Genomic DNA, 21,430 nt, shown 5'->3' with positions numbered 1-21,430 from the left:
ATGAAGATAGAAACAACAGAAAAAGAAGAAGGAGTAGATTACCTACCCGAAGCAACAGAATACCAACAAAGACTAGAAGAATACCTGACACTCACACAAGCACCAACCACCACGAAACACGATAAAAACAGTATATACATCCAACCAATAATACCCGTAGACATATGCAGATACGTATACCACCGATGTGATGACCTCAACGCAGTAATAGAAACATACATCAAAGACATCATACTCAACGACTTCGGACTAGAAGACAAAGAAGCAGATGAAAAAGAAATAGACAAAATCAACAGAATGTGGAACAACAATGAAAACAAAATACAACTATACTACTCATTACTAGAACATGCATATGCAGGATTCGGTTCATGTGAAATCATAGAACACAAACCCCATGATACATACGAACTACAACAAATACCAGTAACAACCATCAACGGAATACTAGTACAAAAATTCATAAGTGAAGTAACAGGAAAAGAATATGAATTCTACTTTGTAGAACACCGTGACAACAATGGCAACCAAGTACTACTAAAGATAGTGGGAAAAGACTACTCCTTACTAGAAAAATATTGTGATGATGAAATCCTTGAAGAATTAGATTATCATAATATGAACTGGTGTTTATGGTTTGGAGGTTGTCAGGAAGACATGTTTTATGACATACCTAAGTGGGAAAGTGTATCTGAGAAAATTTACACTAACATAGCAATCAAGAAAATGAATCTTGCTAAGATAAGAAGAGGAAATGTGCCTGCTGGAATATTATTATTTGAAGGACCACCACTACTACCTGATCCAGAAAACCCTGATGAAAAACGTATTGACCATTACCTTGAGGAATATATGGATCAAACAAATGGTGGAACAATGTTTGCATATCTCACCACAGATAACGATGAACGTGGAGTAACAATGCAATATCAAGCATTAACTGATAACAATTACCAGTACCTTGAAGGATTAGAAGAAGCAAATAAAAAAAGTATCTACAAAAGTTACAGGGTTCCTCCACAACGATTAATGCTCATGGAAAACAAGGAAAGTATGAACAGTAATCAGTCTGAGAAGATACTTGAAACTTATGCTACTCATGAGGTTAGACCGAATCAAATGTTCTATAAAAGTCCATTGAACTTGTTTAATAATAAGTTCTTGAAAGTAAAAAGTAACTTAACCATATCTACTCCAGAATTTGTAGATAATACTGCTACAAAATTAGATAATATTCTGAAAGGATTTAATAATGGTATTCTAACATTAGGTAATACATTAGAACTTGTTGCAGATATATATCCACAAATAGATATTCAAGAAAACATTGACCCAGATGATGAATTAATGCAAATGCGTTTCTACAATGGACATACACTAGGTGACACAAAAGAAAACATTGAACAGGAAAACAAGTATAATCAGGTTATTGATGATTTGAATGAATACCTTCGTGATGAAACAGGTATCACCATGAACCATATCACCACAGAATAAACATGGGTGGGGTGATACTGTTTGATAATATTAAAACACAAATGGAACAAAAAGAAAGTCAGAAAACTAGTAGACTACCTTTACACTGCCAAGGCGAGTCATGACCCCATGACTCATTACATGAACAAAGAATTAAGTAATGAAATGTTATACTATCTCCTCCAAAATCCTTCTCATTTTGCAAATTACTATTTTTATCAACAATTCGTAGAAATGTACTTCCCCGAATTTGCTAGCGAACATCCAACATATACCAACATGCTAATACAAATGGCAATGGTAAATGATATGAAACGACGTCAAAGAAGACATCAACGCATGTACGAAATCAACTATCAAAGATTATTAAATGACACTAGGCAAATTCGTAATGATAAAAGAATTACCCATAACATGCAATTAAACGTTGACCTAGACAGGATACTTCGTGAAACGACAATTGACTTAACAGCACAACATGAACAAACACTTGAACGAACAATAAATCAATTGAATAAAGCAATAGAAAAAGAAGGATTAATAGATATCCCTGATATCAAGAAGAACAAGAAGTTACAAGAAAAACTAGAAAAGTACCGTAAACAGATTATACGTGAAAATAAACGATTAGAAAAAAATAAGACAAATCGTGTGCTATGGCAGAAGGCACGATTACTAGATGACAAATACAAACCAACATTCAAAGTTTGGGATCAACATCCTAATCCTAAGACACGACATAATCTTACTGACGGACAAAAAGTAAAACTAGAAGAAAAGTTTATCGTAATAAATGATAAAACTGGTGATATTGATTATGTGGATTACCCTGGAGACTGGACTTGTAGTGCAAGTAACAGTGCAAACTGCCTATGCACACTAAGCTTCACCAACGACCCCAAAGGATACAAACCACATGAAAAATTAAATGAATATTATAAAAAGAAATCAGAAAAGATCAAATCACAAAATACTTTAAATAAGAAACAAAAAGAAATAAATAAGAATATTATTCAAATGATGAATAATAAAGATACTTATGAAGTTCTTGATTATTCAGTAATAGAACAAGATGAAAAAAAATTAAATAAAGAATCCAAAAAACACACCCATCAAAAATACTTTTTACCAAAAGAATTTAAAAAACATACATTTAAGTTTATAAAAGATTTTTATAATGAATACAAGGGGAAAACTGTGGAGTATGCTAAAATTTATGATTATATTTCAGGTAGGGTTTCAAAAGAAATAAAAGGTATCCCTGAACGAGGGCGTATTCTATATGGTGGGTGGATTAGTGGAACTGTTTTATCTATTCATCAACATTATAAACATACTTATGGATTATCCGCACCTAGTGGACAAGATGTTTATCACTTATTAACCAATCCTGAAGTAAATTATGTTTTAGTTTCAAATATGTATGGTGAAGTATGGTTCATGAAATCAATTAATTTATCAAAAAATGAGGCAAAAGAAATCAAAGAACATATGGATAAAATATTTAATGTTTTTAATGAAGAATATTATGATAATATAGATAGAGTTAATAAAATAATAAATGAAGAATATAAATTACTTGAAGAAGAATATAAAAAAATTAGTCCTCGACATTGGAAAATAAAATTGGATTCTGATAGAAGAAGACTTATTCAAGAATATCACAATAAATTTAGGAAAGAAAGAAATGAAAAAGTTAGCAAACAGTATATATATTATTTGAATAAAATGGGCATAGAAACAGATAGGGTTTTGTTGGAGTGATATTTAAATGACTATGATGTTGAAGTTAAGGGAATATCAAAAAAGAAAATTACAGTTTTTAGAAGATTTTCCTATTGAATGTGAATGGTTAAACGAGTTAGATGATTTTTTAGCAGAAAATCATAAGATAGAAGATCAAACTGAAAAAATTGATTCAATTAAAAAAAAGTTGTTCTGTGATTCTGATGCGGATTTAGGAAGATGGTATGTTAAAATGGGGGGGGAAAATCCATTAGATATAGATTTTTTTGAAAAAATGCATGAAGAAAAGTATTATGATCCTACAATAAAATATTTGTCTCTGATGAATAAAAGGAGGAATATTGATGATAAATCGTAATCCACGTAAGTATTTAGAAGAAGTTCCTGATGATGAAACAAGAGAAGTACCATTATGGTTACTTGAAGATATGATATATTGTTGTGTTACTGTCTCTGGTGTATATGCAACTGATCGTCCAGATTTACTTAGTGATACCGATAAAGAGATACATTGGTATGTCAATGAATCTCCCTTAAGAGAAATAATTGAAGGATATATTTAACCACCAACTATTTTTGACAATTTTTTTCTATAATCGTTACATAGTATATTGAGGATACATGAATTATATTCTCAAAATTTTGTCTTTGTTTAACCATAGTGTTCCACCATGGAACACTTCAATTCACCACCCATAATATAGTATTAACTAATTTTCACATGAAAAACTAAACTTAAACTAGTTTTAAAACAAGATATCACCCACGATTTGGAGGTGAAAACGAATTGACGATAACAATCAACAGAATAAACGAAACAATAATAGCCAAATTCGAAGGAACCAGCAAACTAAGAAGCAAATTCAACCAACGAATATACATCAACAATACACTCAACCACAGAATATACCTAAAAAAACCAGATGGTGACAACAAAAGAATAGCAGAAGCAAGCATCAAGGAAATGCACCTACGACTCAACGAAAACCAAACAAGAGTCACACACGTAACCAAAGTAATATTCAAAGATGAAGAACAAAACACCATCACAGTACCAGCAAAAAAAATCTACAAAACAGACCTGAACGGTTTACTCTATCATGATGTAGACCATTACAGAGATTATGAAGAAGGACTACAAGTCATCAACAAATACTTCAATGAATTCATGAACCAAATAATGATGAGAGTAATTGAAAAAGCCAACATGGAACTAAGAGATGAACTACAAAATCATCACAGACCACCAAAACCATACCCAAAACATAACAAGTATGACCTCAAAAAAACATCAGACAAAACAATCATAACACTACCCATTAAAACAAACTATCATAACACTCATCAAAACCACGATTACTACAATAACAAAGAAAACAACACCCTCAAGTACAGATTAAAAGATGATGAACTCATAACATTATCACACATGTCACTAGACAAAGTAATCATAAACAAAGCATATGAGGAACTAAACACTACGCAATACAGTGATGTTCTATTCCAGTTCAGTGCAGCAAATGGTAAAAAACATAACTTTGTTTTACCGGATACCGTAACTGATTCATATGATACAATTTATGGACAACTAGACCTATTCTATTTCTATCTAGATATACCTGAAGGAAAATCAGAGTACAGTAACAGCGTTTATTGTCTTGTAGATTTTCTGAACATTGTATTAGTAGAATTAATGAATAAAGTACTAGAATTTGATACTAATGAATTAAAAGTAGAAATTTCACCAATTCATGGTGAACTTGATGAAACAATAAATATTGAAGCAGAAATTATTGATCCGTACGGAGATAATCATGATGGAACAATAACATTTTACTTAGAAGATTAACAAACACAACAACAATTTAAAAAAATAATAAGGAGACGATAATATGACTAGAACCCAAATAGGAACAGCAACAGTAGAAAACGGAGTAGCAAGTACAACATATACCATACCAGGAGACACAACACCAGGAAGTCACACACTCTACGGAGTATACCAAGAAAACGATAATTACGTAAATGCAGAAGGCTACAACACACTTGAAGTAAGAATACCAACAGTAACCACAGTAAGTAATGTATTAGCATCCATAGGAGAAACTGCAACATTTTCAGCAACTGTAAAACATCACACAACAGAAAATGTAAATGAAGGTACAGTACAATTCCAACTAGGTGGAGTAAACATCGGTTCACCAGTAAACGTATCCAACGGTATTGCAACATTACAATATGAAATTCCATCAAACACCGAAGATGGTACTGAAATTACAGCAATATTTATTGAAACCTTGACATACGGTGCAAGTACAAGTGCAGCAGGAGTATTATCCATACGTGAAGGAACAAACGTTGTTGTAGAAAACTTATCTGCAAACAGAGGAACAACTGCTACAATTACAGCTACAGTTACCGATGCAGATGGTGATAATGTATCAACAGGTCAAGCACAATTATACATTGACAACACATTATCTGGAGAACCAGTAAATGTTGTAGGTGGAAGTGTATCCTTCAGTTACGAAGTAGCAAACAACGCAGTTGTTGGTGGACACGCAATCAAAGTAGCTTACTTACAAAACGATACCTACGACCCAGCAGAAGGAACAGCTACATTAACAGTAAGAACTCCTACAACCCTTACAGCAGTCAATGTATCTGGAAACAAAGGAGCAACAGTACCAGTTACTATTCGTGTAACTGACCCTAACAATAGTGCTATTATTGATGGTACAGTAAACATAACTGTAGGTGAAGGAACTCCACAAAGTGCAACTGTTGGAAATAGTGGAGAAGCAACAATCCAATACGAAATTCCAAGCAACGCATCTGGCACAATCAGTTTCACAGCAACCTATGTTGAAAACGTAAATTACCAAGGTAGCGTAATGGCAACTAATGGAGTAATTACAGTACGTAAAGGAGTAACTATTGTTGTAGATTCAGTTAAAGCTGAACTTGGAGATGAAATTACTCTCGGTGCAACCATAACTGATGAAAACTCTGCATTAGTTGATGAAGGTACAGTCAATTATGAAATAGAATAGGATTAAATCCTATTCTTAATCACTTCTAATGGAGGTGAAACCATTGGCTGGAAAACCTATCATAGCAACTGCAACATCTACAGTTTCTAATGGAAAATCAAGTACAAGTACATTGAACTATTCTCAAGGATACTCTCGTTCAAACTTAATTCCAGGAAATACATACCAAATAAACGGAGCATACCAAGAAAATAACCATTACAGTTATGCAGAAGGAATTGGTACTCTTGAAATGCTAAAATGCAATACAACAACTACGTTAAGTGGAAATTCACAAATACCAGTAGGTGAAAGTTTAACTATTACTGCAATAGTTAAGGAAAATGATGGAAATACTTCTTTGTCAAGAGGAAGTTTAAAATTGTATGATGGAAATTCATTAGTTCAAACCATACCTGTTACAAACACAACCACATCTATAAGTTATACTTCTAATGTTGCAGGAACTCATGATTTATATGTAATTTATGAAGATAGTGGAATTGAATACAACACATCAACCAGTAATCATCTAAATGTCACAGTAACCAAATTAGAAATGATTTTTGACATACAAGAAATTACAAACACAAACGATGATGTTACTAATGATGAAGGAATGATTGTAGGAAAAATAGATGAAATCATCGAAATACATGGGTATTTGACTTATGCAAATGATAACGGATTACATGGTTCTGTAGGAGCATTATCTTTTAACGTGTATGATTATAATGGAAGTTTAATTGACACTATTAGTACAAACACAAATGGTTCTTTTCTTTTTGGATATGAAATTCCTTCTGAATTGGCAAATGAACAAGTTATTACCTTAAATTATGAAGGAAATAATATTCTTGAAAGTGCTTTGCTCGAAATACCAATAATAGTGAATCCATCAATAATTCAAATAAGCGATATTGCTTATGAGATGGTAAATGGTGTAACCTATGATTCTAATAGTGAAGAAAGACCAGTTGCTCGGTGGAACGAAGAAGATGGTGACCTTTACATATATGTTACAGTATATGATGAAAATGGTGACGAAGTACAATCTGGAGAGTTAGAGTGGTATTATTCTATTCCAGAAGAAGGTTATTCCCAACAGACAGGAATTACCACTAGTTTGGGAGGTATATATTTTCCGATATATGACATTTATGAGAATTATCCAGATGTTTCAGAAATTTATATATATCCTGTATGGGTTGATGCTACTGAAGAAGGAATTTATGAAGATTCAAGAGAAAACCCAGAATCCGATTACATTAGAGTACACAGAAAGTATATTTATGACTCAACAGAACCAGAAGATTGGATAAATACAGGTTATTATGAACAACCTCAATATAATGAGTATGATACATGGAGTGTGGAATAAATGGCTTTCAACTATGATTTTAGAGAAATTCGATGGGATGGAAACAATGGATTTATATTTGTAAATCCATTCAATATACCTTTACATTCTGTATTACCACATCCTATTTCTCTTGTTGATTCTTCTGTGTCTTTTGATTTAATTATACCTTCATTTGAGGAACTCGTGTATGCGATGCCAAATTATCAAGATATTAGGACGAATGGTGCTGTAAATTTAGTCTGTTTAATTGGATTCGATACACCTATCATTGAATTAACATTTTATTATGTAAATCAAAACGATATTAGAATGAGAATAATGGTTATTGGAAACGACGGAGGTTCATATATAGATTTAAATATAGGTTATGATGAAACTCATCATTTTGAAATTATATTAAGAGATTATACAGCAGAAATAATTATGGATGATGAAACTCTTGAGTTTACAGACAATTTAGATGAACCAATATCAAGAGTGCCTGTTTCTAATGAACAACCATACGTATTTATAGGTACATGGTATTTCAGTTATTTTATGTATACTTTGAGTGGTATTCATATCGAAACTGATACAGTTTTAGCGAATTCTGAGTATGATATTAATTATTGGCTTGGTGAATTTGAAACGGCATATAGTGAGGAGTAACAAAAATGTTTGATTTTCTTATAGGATTAGGTTTTGCAGGAATATGTGCATTAATATGTTTCATATTTTTAATACCATTCATAATAACCATAATAGTAGGAACAGCATTCGCAAACCTACTTGGATTTACTGGAATAGTATGGTGGGCATTCGTAATTTTATTTTACTTAGTTATTTCTGCAATTCTTGGACACATTACGAAGTAAAAAGAGTAGTGATTGCATGGCTGGATGGATAGGACATAATATAAACATTTCAATCACCACAGACATTAAATATGCAATTATTTCCCAGAATTAGAAACAGAATTCACAACTATGCTGGATGAAAAAGGATGGGAAATGCCACAATAAAATTACACCAATGATACACAGAAAAATGTGTTGAGGAAACCTAAAAAAATAAAAATAATATGTGACCACCAAATGACAGAAGAAGACACAATATACGTAAAATGTTGTGTCCTAGCTAATTCTCTAAAAGATACAGAAGATGACCTACTACTCAGAGAGGACATCAAAAAAATATTCACAAACACAAAAAACATCAACTACGACATCGAACACGGAAACAAATACCTAGACGGTGTCAGAGAACACGAACGATACATCAATCAAAGTGATGAATACATAAACGATACATTAATACCTGCTGGTAGTTGGCTACAAGTTCTTGCCATAACCAATAAAACATTACAAGAACAACTAATTAACAATGAAATAAGCGGAGTGAGTTTAAGAACTGAACTTGGCGAAAATGTTGTGTTGTATGATACAACAAGTGGAAGAATACCTTATAATAATATCAAAAACAAGGAATCCATGCAACCAAGCAGTATCAGCTTCACGGACCACCCTGCAAACCAATTACCCATGGAAGTAATGAATTATAATGAATATACAGCTAAGACACAAACACGAAAAAATAGGAAAAATGATAACATGACAGATCAACATCAAAATAATGAATCAGAAGTAAGCTTCTGGAGAAAATTATTCACAGCAAAAAATACAGCAACAGCACCAGTACCACAAGCAAACGACATATTTGGTACTGGTGCAAATGCAGATGAATTCATGCAAAGCATGATAGAAGCAAACAAGAGCATACCAAGACAGAATGAATTGCTTGAAAAATTATTAGAATCACAAACAAAAAGCAATGAAGCAATTGCAAAATTAGGGGGGGATGTTGAAAAATTACAATTAGATATTAGTGAAATGCAAATGCAAAAACCACAAAAGAAACCAAATGGACAAGATGGAGAAGGAGATCCCGACCCAACACAAAAAGGCCAACATTTTGAACCACCTAAAGATCCACAACCTCCACAAGATCCTCAAGACCCAAAAGATCCTGAAGCCCCTCAAGACCCTGATGATCCAGAACCACCAGAAGGTAATCCACAACACACAGCAAAAACAAGCAAACCACTAAGACTAAACAACAATTATCAAGACCAATATGAAGAAGAAGCAATGAAATTCATAGCAAACAGAAGCTATGAAAACCTAATCAAAAACAGATAATAGGAGGACAAAACTAATGTCACAATATATATTACCAGACAGTGCATACATGCCAGGAGTAATTCCAACATATGATGAACTACAAAAAGAAAGACATGCAACCATCAGGTGGTTACCACAAGACAAAATGCTCAACGCAATACACACAGCTAAAGCAGAAAACAGAAAACTAGAATTCATATCCAATGTAGGAGACCCATTCTACCACACTGACAATGGAAGCATAGTAAAACCAGGAATGCTACCAGCAGTAGAAGCAACAACATTCCTAGCAGAAAGAACATACAACAGCGTATTCCACCAAAAATGTAACTACGAAAGAATAGTAGCAAAAAGAACAAAAAGAGCATACTATGATGTAGATGAAAACATGGAAAGTTTAACCAGTGTACAAAATGGTAAACAAAGAGTACGTGATGATATCACACGAGACAAACACATCCACAAAGACAAAGTACTTGTAAGTGAACCATACGTGGAAACAGCAGACTTTACGCGTGAAGACCTTAAAAACCACCTTACCGGACAAAGATTCATCCAAGAATACATTAATGCAGTCAGCCAAAAAAGAGACTGGAACATGGGAATGTTAGAACTTTATAGTATAAGAGATGAAACTGCAACAAACACAGATGGATTACACGCCAACGATGGACTTTTCAAACAATTAGATGACCAGTATGAATTCATGAAAGAAAACATTGAAGACAACAAATCATCAACATATGGCCAAGGATACTACTGTGGAATCTATGGAACAGGAACAGACAAAATTCCAATTGATTTCTCAAAAATGGATAAAGAAGAAAATGGAAACATCATCGAACAATTAATAGACATGGAAACACAATATTACACCCAACTAGGAAATACAGGACAAGAATTCCTTGTATCACCTGAAGGATATGGTCAACTAAGAAAACTTGCGGGAAGACGTGAAACTGCACGTGGAGACCAAATAATATTAGATGGAGGAGTACTCAGAGTAAACGGTACACCAATCACACCATGTATGGAATTAGCATTACCAAGAAACAATTACAAACAACATATTTTACTAGGTAATTTCAAATCTGGAGTAACCAATGGATTCCGTGAAGACTTCACCACAGAAATTAACTATGACTTTGACACATTCATGTACAAAGTATCTACCTTCGTAGAATTAGGTACCCTCCTCGAACGTGAACAGGATGTACTTGCAGCAGAAGTAATAAATCTTCCAACCATGATAGCACAACAAGATGGTGATGATTCTCCCTGATATTACCATAATCGTGGGAGGCTAGGATTATGGAACAAAAATTACTAGCTAATGCTACAGTAACCCTTGAAGGAAAAAATCATAGCATAGTAAAAGAAACCAACAGTAAAGGGGAAGTACAATTCAAAGATGTACCCCCTGATACTTACACAGTATTAGTAACAAAAGAAGGGTACCAGGAATACTTGTTACCACAACCTTTAAAGATACATAAAAATAAGAAAAACAATCACCATCACAACATAAGATTAGATCCAATAAAAAAGGATAAAATTATAGAAAAAGATACAAGAACACTAATTATCCAAACAAGGGTTTCTAATGCTGAAGTATCACTCGTATCACTTGACAGTGATGATGGTGAAACAAAGAAAACAAACAAAAAAGGGGAAATAATATTCAAAGAAGTACCTTTCGGAAACTATGAAATCATCATAACCAAAACAGGTTACCATACATTCAATAAAGACATATTAGTCAACAGTAACAACAAATTTACCCGAAAAATACGTTGCAAGCTACAACCAATCTTAGTGGAGGAATAAATATTGAATACAATCGTGGATGATGTGTTATTATATCTCCCAGAATGGACAATCAGACCTAAAAAAAATAGAAATAAAGTCAATGCATTTATGGAAGAGAACGACTTCAAAATATTCCAAGAAGAAGACAAACCTGAACAGGAATATTATGAAGATCTTAACATTCGTAAACACATAAGTAAAGATGAAATATTAAAAACATTCCACATCACTAAAATAAAAGCTGCAACATATCTCAACAGAAAACAAGTTCCAAACACTAATATTTGCTACAATGCATTGTGCATGTGGACTGCAGGAGTTCTTGAAGAAAAATACAAATTCAAAACAAGAGACTCCAAACTTATAACAGATGCACAGAAAATGATTAAACCTTACTACAATTATCAATTCCATGTATTGGGAAATCATATAAAACATTATCCAGTAGAATATGAAAATAATCTATTATTTACAATTTATAGTTTGGAGTAGAATAAGATGCCAGGCAAATATTCCCATGACATTATAGTCAAAGCAGATTTGAAAGGGTTTAAAGACTTAAAAATACCTAAAACTCCAATTTTCAAAGAATTAACCACCACAATTCGTAAACAATTCAGAGCAGGAAAAAAACAATTAAAAAACGAGTTGGAATTAATTATTCCAACACTAGCTACTTTCAGCTGGTTAAAACAAAGAGTTAAACTAGCAGAAAAAGGAAGTATCATCACAGGAACATTACATGACAGTATTAAGATAAACCGAAAATCTAAATACCGGGCAAGTATTGGAACCACTCTTTTTTATGCTCAATATGTTGAAGAAGGTAGAGGACCTGTAACACCAAAAAATAAACCTTATCTTACTTTCAAAATTCCGGGAGTGGGTTGGATACGTACAAAGTATGTAGGACCTGCCAAGCCAAGATACTATCTGAAAGAAAGTAGTGTTTTATTGGAAAATGAAATTGATGATGTAATGACTATTGTTATGGAAGCATTCAGTGAGGGATATGGATGAAAAGGAAACCTGAACTAGAAGGAGTAGAAAACTGGAGAACTGATATAGAAATCTTCAAAATGATACGGGATAAACAAAAAGAAGGTGACCCCTTATTAACTGAATTCAGATTAATTCTCGGTTTTCAAAAAGAAGATGATGAATCTGAAGAAACAAATACCATTTATGTTATAAGAGGACAAGATTCTTTATTGAAAAAAGCCCAAGAAAGTGAATGGTTCGAAACACATACTCAAGTAATCCTTCATACAAGTAACATCAGTGTATTTGATGCAATAGAAAAACTACGAAGTACATATCTACGCATCAAGAATTATATGAAAAAAGAACCTTTTTGGGCATATACAAAAACCAGTCAAAGAACTCCCCTCTTTGATGAAGAAGGAAGAATCTTTGAACTGGCCATTGACTTTACAAGTATAGAATTTGAAGAATCATTACTTGATTATGGATATGATGATTATGAAGTATTTTTCGAAGTTGAAAGTAGTGTAGAAAGAACACATGAATTGGATAAACATTATCCTCCAATAAAATTTGAAATAAACAAAAAACAAACTAAAAAAAGGAGCCGTTTCGTATAAATGACAATTAATAGTGATATAAATACAAGAATAGAAATTACAAACGAAACAGTAAAAGATATTGCAACACCAGGTCAAGCAGGAAAAATGGGACTTATCGGTGCATTTCCAAGTATCAATCAAGATGTTTACTGTTTCGGTAGTATAGAAGAAGTATATGATAAATATGGTGTTGTACTTAAAAGTAATAGTTGGTACAATTTTGATGGACCACGTGCAGCACATTATCTCTTCCATGAAGACACAGAAGAATGTGATGGAGTCACAAATCTTACATGTGTAAATATTACTGACAGCTCAATAGCATCTTCAGAACTAAGTACAACTGTTGTAAATAGTGGTAGTTACAGTACTGCTATTAAAGAAATAGCTGCTACGAAATTAAGTTATACTAGTTTAAAAGAAGCATTAATAAAATTAAGTGATGAAGATATTGATGCTTTTATGATAAGTAGTGATATAAGAAATGCAATTCCAAAGAAAGATGAAGTAAGTTTCAAAGGGGAAACATTTAGTAAAGCAGGAACAATCAATGATGTATATGAATTAATAGCATATTATCAAAATAACGTATTCAGTATTCAAAAACCAGTATACTGGATTAACTGGTTAAATGATTTACCAGGAACTAATGGAAACAGCACAGTTACAGGAATTAACACATCAATTGTCAACGTTCCACACGCAAAAGAAGAAACTGAATACTATGACAGTATAGATAAAACAAGTATTGGAACAGCAGGATGGTATTGCCAACCACTTGAAATACATGGAGCAAATGTAACAAGAATGGAAGCAGCAGCACATATAGCCGGATTTATGGCAACATTACCCATAGGGACTAGTTTAACCAATAAAGTTATTCCTGGAATAACAGGTATCCCTTCCGGTGAGGAAATGTTCTTTGGTAAAGGGGATGCTGGTGAAATATTAATGAATAGTGGGGTACAAGTAATAAAACCATACAATCGTAAAGATAAAACATATTGTATCAAGAATAGTATACAACCAAGTGGGTATGATGTAGCTCATGTAAGAACAATAGCTTACCTCCTACGACAATATGATCTTATTAGCACTATCGGAGAAACAAATGATAACGTACCTATTGAAGCTCTTAAAGCACAAATAAAAGCAAAAAGTGAAGAAGTACGAAAACTCAGTAACAGATTAATTATCGAAGTAACAATAGGTAAAGAAAAAATACTTTCACCATGGAAAATTTACATCCCAATCAGAGTACGTTTGAGAGGAATCATCAACGTTATAAAACTGGGTGTGAGCATGGAAATTATTGATGAAAGTAATGCAGTAGAAGTTTCAGCACAAATAGAACAATAAGAGATGGTATTATGGTACAAAATAGTAAAACATTATATGATGCAGTATTTCTAATAGATGGTGTAACAATTGACTGGAATACTGAAGTAGAAATAACAATAAGTCATGATGCGGATACAGTTCAAACAGACAGTGGAAACATCACAACAAACAACAGAAATCCAGGTGCACAATTCAGTATTACAAGACATACCCGTTTTGAATCAGAAAAAGAAAATCAAATCATAGAAACAATTAAGCAACTCTCATATAAAAACGGAGGAGTAGTTACTTTCATGGTAAATGAACCAAACGGTACTTTTGTTGTGAATGGTTATGGTACTATTCCTGATGAAAGAAGTTGGAGCCATAGTACTGGAGAATTAATGGAAAACAGTATTGATCTTGTTAGTGAATCCTATGAAGAATACTTCTTATAAAAATTATCCAAGAACAATAGAAATAATTTCACCACCCCTATATAATAAAAACATGTTAAAATAAATAAATTATTTTTTTCACCCTATTAACTTTTTTTTGAAAAAAATAACTAATACACACCAAAAACAATTATGGAGATATAATATATGAATCAAAAAGAATACCAAGAAGAAGTAAATAAAATCAAAACAGAAAACAAACCAACGTTCATACAATCACAAACAAACAACAAACAAAACAATGAATACCTCCCTAAACAGGGAAACATAGAAGAAAACAGAGAAAAACACAAAAAATACCTAGAAGACCACAAAGAAGAAATTCAACAACAAAAAATAAAACAACAAGAAACAGAATATAATGAACGAATAAAAACAACGACAGAACTACTCCAAGGAGAAGACAACCCCGAACAATTACCCGACATAACAGAATTTCTAAAAACAGAAGAATATATCCGGATGGGTACAGACTACAGAATTCCAATACCAATAACCATGCCTAACGGACAACAATACAAAATATACATAAGAAGCATAAACAGTAATGAATATTATCAATACCAGTTAAAACAAGTAAGAGAAAAGAAAAGCATGAATTATCTTGTAGCAGTAGATATTTGTGAAGATAGCAAAGGGAATAAACTACCAAAAGAATTCTTTGAAAAAATAGGATTTGACTATGTAGAACAAATAGGTGAAGCCATAAGCCTTGCAAGTGGAACAACTGGTGAAGACCCAAGAATACAACAAGTAGTTGAAAATTTTCTAAAAAATTAGACATAAACCATAAAGGAAACATGTCTCACATCACATTCTTATTCTGGTACTCAAATTATGATTTAAAACTAATTTTCTTCAATTATCCTAATTTAACATTGTATCAAGAAGCAATTATACCAATATTACATCAGAAAATACTTGAACATAAAAACAAAATAACTAAAGGAAACCTGTTTGTAATAGAACAATAAAAAAAACCCTGTGGGGGAAAAATATCATGGTCGACGAAAATATAAATCAACTCATTAACAGTGCAACTCAATTCACAAGAGCAATACAAACAACAAATCCTCCACCAATTATGGGGTACATTATAAACACAACAGGGCATCATCGATACGCAGACATACAACTAGTTACATCAAATAATGGAATCATGGATGGAGTAATATGCATGGGAATACCCGTTATCGGAGATAGTGTACTAATAGTATTCCCTGAAGGCAATTATGAACAAGCACTAGCAATATGTCCAAGAGGATTACCAGTACCAGAAGATGTATTGAATGATTATTATACTAAAGATTGTCATAATTACCTTGACAATGGAGATTTTCATAACCAAAAAGAAGGATTCACTGGTGAATTTACCATAATAACCGATGAATCATTTACAACAACCAGTCAATACTGTTGTCAATTAGAAACCGGACAAACAATCACAAAAACAGTAGACATAAGCGAATGTAATAGTCAATACTTTAAATTCCAATGTTACTACAGGGGACAAGGCCAATTAGACATAACCTGCAAAGATGCAGACACAGGAAAAATTATCCAAACATTACCATACAGTATGAGATACAATAAGAAAACATGGCTAACACAAGGAAGCAGATGGACATATGTCTACAACAGAGAAACTTACCCTAGAATAGAAGAGGGAACCACACATAAAAAGATTATAATAGAAATAACCAACACCACACCAGAAACTCAAATGTTCACAACAATGCTCATAGATGGGCTAGTAGTATTTGATGAAAACACGGATCAAACGTATTATCCAAGTATTAATGACCAAATGGAGAAATAAAAGATGGCAGGACAATCATATTCTTACACATTAAATGTACAAGCTGAAGCAGATACGAAAGCATTAGATAATGTAGTAAAACAATTGATTACAGTAGCCCAACTAGAAAAAACAATAGGCAACCGTAAAATAGACCTAGATACACGACAAGCAGATGGTAACCTAAAATCTTTAGATTCTCAAATAGGAAATACTACAAAGGGTATTAAAGGATTAGATGGTCAAGATGTTAATGTCAACACTAAAAATGGAGTTGCAGGTCTTCAAAAAATGGAAGATGAAGCTGGAAATGCAAAACAAGTTATAGACAGTATGGATTCCAACAGTATAGATAATATTGGAAGAAGTGCGGATCAAACTGCTAACAAACTCAATAAAATGGCACGTTCTGCAAAAAGTGCAGGAAGTAGTGGGAATAATCTGTCAAGTAATTTCCAAAACATGAGCAGTGGACTATCAGGTAATGGGATGATGTCATACTTAGGATTGGGTAGTTCCTATGAAAACACCATAGGAAACGCAATGACCAAAGAAATAAATGCAATCACGTCTAAAAATCTGAATTTAGATACTGATTATATTGATAAGTTAACCAGTAAGTCTATGACTAGAATGAATAATCTTATTCCTGCGTTGAATGCTGGACATTCAAGTACGGGGAAAGATATGCAAAAATATGTTGATACATATGTACAAGTTAGTGATGCAGTAATGGCTCTTGGTTATAGTGAAGCCGAAGCAACGAGTGCAATGTATGATCTGACAAAAGGTTTAAATGGTGCTTTTGCTAGTTTGGATCAGTATGGTATTAGTGAAGCTTCTTTGATGGCCACTGGACTATGGACAGGTAAGGAAGATGATGTTGAAGGATACTTCAAAGCAGTAAGTAAAGTTCTTCCAGAGACAAGTAAATATATGGACTCATTCCAAGGGGATATTATAGGTCTTAAAAAGACTATGAGTAGTGCAGGGGGCCAATTAGGAAAAGAAATATTACCTCAATTACGCCCAATTATCCAAACTGTCACAGATTTTTTAACTGATGTTGATGAACAAGGAAATAAAATACCTAACACTTGGGCAAAAGGTTTGATGGGGGCATTTATGGCTTTTAGTGCTGTTCAACCTGCAGCTGATGCACTTGGTACAGTGGCCGATACTTTTCGTACTATTAAAGGTGCAGGTACTGGAGCTTTTAGTGCTATCAAAAGTGTTATTGCGGGGGCTAAAGGTTTACGTGACAGTATTTCTTCCAAAGGTTTGAAAGGTACTATTATGGATAAAATTCGTGGTAAAGGGTTGGATAGTGGTTGTGAAGATGTTGAATGTTGTGATGATGTTTGTGTTGATAGTGCTAAGGAACTGGGTAAACAGAAAAAGAAGAATGGTAAAACTACTCAGAAAAATCAGAAACAACAGAAAAAAGGAGCACTAGAACGTGTCAAGGGAAAACTTGGCTTTCATAATGATACACCTGAACAGAAAACAACACGGAAAGCTTCAAAGAAAGGTTTTGCAAGTGATATTAAAATTCCCAAACAACAAAAAAGCCATTTAGGAACAGAATTAGGTAATAGTAAATCATTCTCAAAAGGTGGTAAAACTGCGGGTAAAGGATTCTTATCGGGAATGGGAAAATCCTTTAAAAGTGGTGGAAGTAAATTAACCAAGGGGTTAGGTGGAACACTTGGAAAAATAAGTGGTGCTGTTGGAGGTATAGGCAGTTCATTCATGGGATTACTTGGACCGATTGGAGCAGTTATAATGATTGTAACTACATTAATTGGAATTCTTGACATGTTAGGCATTGATTGGTTAACACCATTACAGGAGGCTTTTGGTGGCCTAAGTAATACTATCATGACTGAATTAGGCAATATAGGTTCACAATTAATGAGTACCCTGGGACCTGCATTTAATGATTTAAAGAACGCATTCACAGACATATGGAATGGTTTACAACCTGCTATAAATGCTATTGGGGAAGCTTTTAATGCTCTTAAACCTGTTCTTGGTATGATTGGTAATGCTATAATTAATGATGTTATCACCAGATTCCAAATGTTATACACTGTGGGTAAAGCTATTTGGACTGCTATTGGTCCAGTTCTTACGGCTATTGGTCAAGCATTATATAAAGTGGGGCATATTATTTATGATGTTCTTAGTAAATTGAATTTTGGTCCTGCTGGTGATAGTGCTTCTGATTTTGCTAGTACTATTAGTAGTCTTGCAGAGAATGTTGAATCATTCCTTCAACCAGTAGTGGATTTCATTGATAATCTTGATTTTAGTGGTGTGGCCAGTACTATTCAAGGTATTGCAGGTTCTTTAAGTGGTTTGTTTAGTGGAACTGGCGAAGGATTAGATTTTAGTGGACTTGGTCAGGGTTTAAGTGGTATATCTGAAGTTGTTGGATCAATTATTAGTACAGTTATTAGTACTATGACTAGTGGAATTCTTACTCTTGCTAGTGGTATGTTTGATATTATTACACAGGGTATTACTGGAATTATTAATTCTATTGGTGCTAATATTATGGGTATTATAAATACTGTTGTAATGGGTATTACAAGTATTATCACTACTATTGGTGGTAATATCATGGGTATATTTAGTACGGTATATGCTGGTATTATGGGTATTATCACTTCTCTTGCAACAGGTATTGCAACTGTAATAGGTAGTATTGGTGGAGCCATCAGTGGAATTGTTGGTAGTATTGGTGGTGCTATTAGTGGTGTTATTGCCACAGTTGCCGGAGCTATTACTAGTGTTATAGGAGCATTGTCTAGTGGAGTAGTTAGTGTTGTGAACGCAATAGTTGCAGGTTTCACACAGGTAGCCGGTGTTATTAATGGTCAACTTGTTGCTGGTGTAGCTGCACTTGCTGCAGGTTTTGTTACATTGACTGCCAGTGTCACTGCTTTTATTGCCGTGGGTACTCCAGGTTTTGTTGCTATGGCTGCTAGTATTGTGCCTCTGGGAGCTGCCTTGATGGGTGTTTGTGCTCAATTAGTTGCGGCTGCTACTAGTGTAACCTTGATGAGTGCTGGTTTTATAACTATAGTTGCAAGTGTTAACATGATTAGTGCTAGTTTAGTTAGTGCTATTGCTATGATGACTATGATGGGTTCTGCCATTGCTACTTTACAACCTGTTATGAGTAGTGTCTTTGGTTCTTTCCCCGGAATAGTAAGTAGTAGTGTCTCTGCTTGTATTAACCTTATTAATGGTTTTGCAAAGAAAGCCGTTACTATAATTGGTAACATGGGTAAACAAATGGTATCTGCTTATAGAGCTAATTTTAAAGGTATTGCTGCAGTAACTGATGCAGAAATGAGGGGGGCATACCAAAGTCTTAGTAGTTGGGGTGACAAAATGGTTGCAAAGATGAAACAGATAGCAGCTGATATGGCAGCAGCGTACCCTGATAATATTGATGTTGGTAGTCCTGGTATTATTTGGAGAACAACTGAGGCTGAGATGAAAGGTGCTTTTAAAAGTTTAGCTTCATATGAAGACCCGATGGTGGGTACTGTTAGTAAAATTGCTCAAGGAATGGTATCCCCATTTAAGGGCAATGTTGCTTCAAATATGTTCCCAGCAGTAAGTAATGTTGGGAATAACCATAGTGGAACTTCATCTAGCCAATCTAATGTTACTGTGAATAATAATGTTAATATAGAGTCTGTTACAATAGCTAATGGCGATGATGAGAATGCATTTATTAAGAAGGTAATCCGAGCAATGAATTTTGAAACAACACGTGCTGGAAGAACAGTTGGTACAACAATGTACCATTCCTAATCCTCCTTAGGTGATAACATATGAGTACTGAATTAAAACCTTATTTTTATATTAACGGTCATGATTTTCCAATAGAATATGAAGCAGAAAGTGAAAGTAAACTAGGCATAGTTGAAAATGAAATGTTTGTATCAGCAGATAGTTATGGGTATACTGACATACAATGGACAAATTTCACTGGAGAAGAATTACCTATTGATGTTTACACAAGAATTACTGACACATACTTAGGATTACCTGTTCAACCTAATGATCATTCAGGTGATGAAACATTTTACAATACTCCCAAAACACCACATGCCGTACTAAAGTATTGGTCTCAACGAGGAGTACCATGTAATGTAAAAACTAACTTGGAAGCATATGAAAGTGGAACATATATTATTAAAGCAATTAATCAATCAAACATATCGTTTAGTTTAATAAAAACACATCTTGAACTAACACAATATGAAAAACCAGATGAAATCGAACAAACATACTGGTCTCCTACAGATGAAATAAAAATATTAGCAAAAAATAATAAAAACATCAGTGCAACAGCACAGGAAATACAGGAATTACCAGATATGCAACAATCTTGTAACTGTGTAGAAGACAGTCCTCCAGAACTATGCATAGCACCATCATTACCTGAAGTAGAAACATTACAAAAATATTTAAGACGATACGGCTATTTACCAATATTTTCCCGTCAGTATGGTCGTATAAACATCACAGGTAAGTATTGTTATAACACAACACAAGCACTTAAACAATTACAACAAGACTTTGGATTAACTATCAATGGAGATTGTAATGAAGAAGTAAGAAGAGCATTACTTAAATTATCGCAAAGTGAAGGTGAATAAT

The 21,430-nt window shown here is 33.5% G+C and carries 22 protein-coding genes; all 22 read left to right on the top strand.

The window, feature by feature from the left end:
* The 22 genes from QZZ11_RS05245 (at window position 1) to QZZ11_RS05140 (ending at window position 21,429) form a co-directional block, all read left to right on the top strand.
* Window positions 1–1,497, top strand: coding sequence for a hypothetical protein (locus QZZ11_RS05245; protein WP_292474208.1), 1,497 nt, complete (start codon window positions 1–3; stop codon window positions 1,495–1,497).
* A gap of 21 nt (window positions 1,498–1,518) precedes the next feature.
* Window positions 1,519–3,240, top strand: coding sequence for a hypothetical protein (locus QZZ11_RS05240; protein WP_292474206.1), 1,722 nt, complete (start codon window positions 1,519–1,521; stop codon window positions 3,238–3,240).
* A gap of 7 nt (window positions 3,241–3,247) precedes the next feature.
* On the top strand, window positions 3,248–3,580 hold the full coding sequence (locus QZZ11_RS05235; protein ID WP_292474205.1) for a hypothetical protein: 333 nt from the start codon (window positions 3,248–3,250) through the stop codon (window positions 3,578–3,580).
* On the top strand, window positions 3,567–3,785 hold the full coding sequence (locus QZZ11_RS05230; RefSeq protein WP_292474203.1) for a hypothetical protein: 219 nt from the start codon (window positions 3,567–3,569) through the stop codon (window positions 3,783–3,785). The genes QZZ11_RS05235 and QZZ11_RS05230 overlap by 14 nt, the downstream gene beginning before the upstream one ends.
* 224 nt (window positions 3,786–4,009) lie before the next feature.
* Complete coding sequence (locus QZZ11_RS05225; protein WP_292474202.1) at window positions 4,010–5,071, top strand: hypothetical protein; 1,062 nt, start codon at window positions 4,010–4,012, stop codon at window positions 5,069–5,071.
* A 43-nt stretch (window positions 5,072–5,114) separates the two neighbouring features.
* Window positions 5,115–6,275, top strand: coding sequence for an Ig-like domain repeat protein (locus QZZ11_RS05220; RefSeq protein WP_292474200.1), 1,161 nt, complete (start codon window positions 5,115–5,117; stop codon window positions 6,273–6,275).
* Between the two features lie 43 nt (window positions 6,276–6,318).
* Entirely contained in the window at window positions 6,319–7,635 is a 1,317-nt protein-coding gene (locus QZZ11_RS05215; RefSeq protein WP_292474198.1) for an Ig-like domain-containing protein, read from the top strand.
* Window positions 7,636–8,265, top strand: a complete 630-nt coding sequence (locus QZZ11_RS05210; RefSeq protein WP_292474197.1) for a hypothetical protein — start codon at window positions 7,636–7,638, stop codon at window positions 8,263–8,265.
* A 5-nt stretch (window positions 8,266–8,270) separates the two neighbouring features.
* Window positions 8,271–8,471, top strand: a complete 201-nt coding sequence (locus QZZ11_RS05205; protein WP_292474195.1) for a hypothetical protein — start codon at window positions 8,271–8,273, stop codon at window positions 8,469–8,471.
* 219 nt (window positions 8,472–8,690) lie between these two features.
* Window positions 8,691–9,794 carry an XkdF-like putative serine protease domain-containing protein gene (locus QZZ11_RS05200; protein ID WP_292474194.1) on the top strand — a complete coding sequence of 368 codons (1,104 nt, stop codon included), beginning with the start codon at window positions 8,691–8,693 and terminating at the stop codon, window positions 9,792–9,794.
* 16 nt (window positions 9,795–9,810) lie between these two features.
* Entirely contained in the window at window positions 9,811–11,058 is a 1,248-nt protein-coding gene (locus tag QZZ11_RS05195) for a hypothetical protein (RefSeq protein ID WP_292474192.1), read from the top strand.
* 29 nt (window positions 11,059–11,087) lie between these two features.
* Entirely contained in the window at window positions 11,088–11,603 is a 516-nt protein-coding gene (locus QZZ11_RS05190) for a carboxypeptidase-like regulatory domain-containing protein (RefSeq protein WP_292474191.1), read from the top strand.
* A 3-nt stretch (window positions 11,604–11,606) separates the two neighbouring features.
* The gene (locus QZZ11_RS05185) at window positions 11,607–12,077 is read left to right on the top strand and encodes a hypothetical protein (RefSeq protein ID WP_292474189.1); all 471 of its coding nucleotides are present in this window, start codon (window positions 11,607–11,609) and stop codon (window positions 12,075–12,077) included.
* A 6-nt stretch (window positions 12,078–12,083) separates the two neighbouring features.
* On the top strand, window positions 12,084–12,605 hold the full coding sequence (locus QZZ11_RS05180) for a hypothetical protein (protein ID WP_292474187.1): 522 nt from the start codon (window positions 12,084–12,086) through the stop codon (window positions 12,603–12,605).
* Window positions 12,602–13,189 (top strand): hypothetical protein, encoded by a 588-nt coding sequence (locus QZZ11_RS05175; protein ID WP_292474186.1) that lies wholly within the window; start codon window positions 12,602–12,604, stop codon window positions 13,187–13,189. Before QZZ11_RS05180 ends, QZZ11_RS05175 begins: the two co-directional genes overlap by 4 nt.
* The gene (locus QZZ11_RS05170; protein WP_292474184.1) at window positions 13,190–14,530 is read left to right on the top strand and encodes a hypothetical protein; all 1,341 of its coding nucleotides are present in this window, start codon (window positions 13,190–13,192) and stop codon (window positions 14,528–14,530) included. It abuts the gene before it with no gap.
* An 11-nt stretch (window positions 14,531–14,541) separates the two neighbouring features.
* Entirely contained in the window at window positions 14,542–14,949 is a 408-nt protein-coding gene (locus QZZ11_RS05165) for a hypothetical protein (RefSeq protein WP_292474182.1), read from the top strand.
* Between the two features lie 147 nt (window positions 14,950–15,096).
* Window positions 15,097–15,729, top strand: a complete 633-nt coding sequence (locus QZZ11_RS05160) for a hypothetical protein (RefSeq protein ID WP_292474180.1) — start codon at window positions 15,097–15,099, stop codon at window positions 15,727–15,729.
* Between the two features lie 20 nt (window positions 15,730–15,749).
* Window positions 15,750–15,923 (top strand): hypothetical protein, encoded by a 174-nt coding sequence (locus tag QZZ11_RS05155; protein WP_292474178.1) that lies wholly within the window; start codon window positions 15,750–15,752, stop codon window positions 15,921–15,923.
* Between the two features lie 26 nt (window positions 15,924–15,949).
* Complete coding sequence (locus QZZ11_RS05150; RefSeq protein WP_292474177.1) at window positions 15,950–16,768, top strand: hypothetical protein; 819 nt, start codon at window positions 15,950–15,952, stop codon at window positions 16,766–16,768.
* Between the two features lie 3 nt (window positions 16,769–16,771).
* Window positions 16,772–20,578 (top strand): hypothetical protein, encoded by a 3,807-nt coding sequence (locus tag QZZ11_RS05145; RefSeq protein ID WP_292474175.1) that lies wholly within the window; start codon window positions 16,772–16,774, stop codon window positions 20,576–20,578.
* Window positions 20,579–20,598: 20 nt separating this feature from the next.
* Window positions 20,599–21,429, top strand: a complete 831-nt coding sequence (locus QZZ11_RS05140; protein ID WP_292474174.1) for a peptidoglycan-binding domain-containing protein — start codon at window positions 20,599–20,601, stop codon at window positions 21,427–21,429.
* Window position 21,430 lies beyond the last annotated feature (1 nt).

This window comes from Methanosphaera sp. (genome assembly GCF_016282985.1).
Lineage (GTDB): Archaea > Methanobacteriota > Methanobacteria > Methanobacteriales > Methanobacteriaceae > Methanosphaera.
The sequence above is the reverse complement of the archived record's forward strand: the minus strand, read 5'-3'. Positions and strand labels throughout refer to the sequence as shown.

What these genes read in the sequence shown, in the direction of transcription:
- QZZ11_RS05245 (WP_292474208.1), top strand. Translation starts at nt 1, where the DNA reads ATGAAGATAGAAACAACAGAAAAAGAAGAAGGAGTAGATTACCTACCC.
- QZZ11_RS05235 (WP_292474205.1), top strand. Translation starts at nt 3,248, where the DNA reads ATGACTATGATGTTGAAGTTAAGGGAATATCAAAAAAGAAAATTACAG.
- QZZ11_RS05230 (WP_292474203.1), top strand. Translation starts at nt 3,567, where the DNA reads ATGATAAATCGTAATCCACGTAAGTATTTAGAAGAAGTTCCTGATGAT.
- QZZ11_RS05220 (WP_292474200.1), top strand. Translation starts at nt 5,115, where the DNA reads ATGACTAGAACCCAAATAGGAACAGCAACAGTAGAAAACGGAGTAGCA.
- QZZ11_RS05210 (WP_292474197.1), top strand. Translation starts at nt 7,636, where the DNA reads ATGGCTTTCAACTATGATTTTAGAGAAATTCGATGGGATGGAAACAAT.
- QZZ11_RS05205 (WP_292474195.1), top strand. Translation starts at nt 8,271, where the DNA reads ATGTTTGATTTTCTTATAGGATTAGGTTTTGCAGGAATATGTGCATTA.
- QZZ11_RS05200 (WP_292474194.1), top strand. Translation starts at nt 8,691, where the DNA reads ATGACAGAAGAAGACACAATATACGTAAAATGTTGTGTCCTAGCTAAT.
- QZZ11_RS05195 (WP_292474192.1), top strand. Translation starts at nt 9,811, where the DNA reads ATGTCACAATATATATTACCAGACAGTGCATACATGCCAGGAGTAATT.
- QZZ11_RS05190 (WP_292474191.1), top strand. Translation starts at nt 11,088, where the DNA reads ATGGAACAAAAATTACTAGCTAATGCTACAGTAACCCTTGAAGGAAAA.
- QZZ11_RS05180 (WP_292474187.1), top strand. Translation starts at nt 12,084, where the DNA reads ATGCCAGGCAAATATTCCCATGACATTATAGTCAAAGCAGATTTGAAA.
- QZZ11_RS05175 (WP_292474186.1), top strand. Translation starts at nt 12,602, where the DNA reads ATGAAAAGGAAACCTGAACTAGAAGGAGTAGAAAACTGGAGAACTGAT.
- QZZ11_RS05170 (WP_292474184.1), top strand. Translation starts at nt 13,190, where the DNA reads ATGACAATTAATAGTGATATAAATACAAGAATAGAAATTACAAACGAA.
- QZZ11_RS05165 (WP_292474182.1), top strand. Translation starts at nt 14,542, where the DNA reads ATGGTACAAAATAGTAAAACATTATATGATGCAGTATTTCTAATAGAT.
- QZZ11_RS05160 (WP_292474180.1), top strand. Translation starts at nt 15,097, where the DNA reads ATGAATCAAAAAGAATACCAAGAAGAAGTAAATAAAATCAAAACAGAA.
- QZZ11_RS05155 (WP_292474178.1), top strand. Translation starts at nt 15,750, where the DNA reads ATGTCTCACATCACATTCTTATTCTGGTACTCAAATTATGATTTAAAA.
- QZZ11_RS05150 (WP_292474177.1), top strand. Translation starts at nt 15,950, where the DNA reads ATGGTCGACGAAAATATAAATCAACTCATTAACAGTGCAACTCAATTC.
- QZZ11_RS05145 (WP_292474175.1), top strand. Translation starts at nt 16,772, where the DNA reads ATGGCAGGACAATCATATTCTTACACATTAAATGTACAAGCTGAAGCA.
- QZZ11_RS05140 (WP_292474174.1), top strand. Translation starts at nt 20,599, where the DNA reads ATGAGTACTGAATTAAAACCTTATTTTTATATTAACGGTCATGATTTT.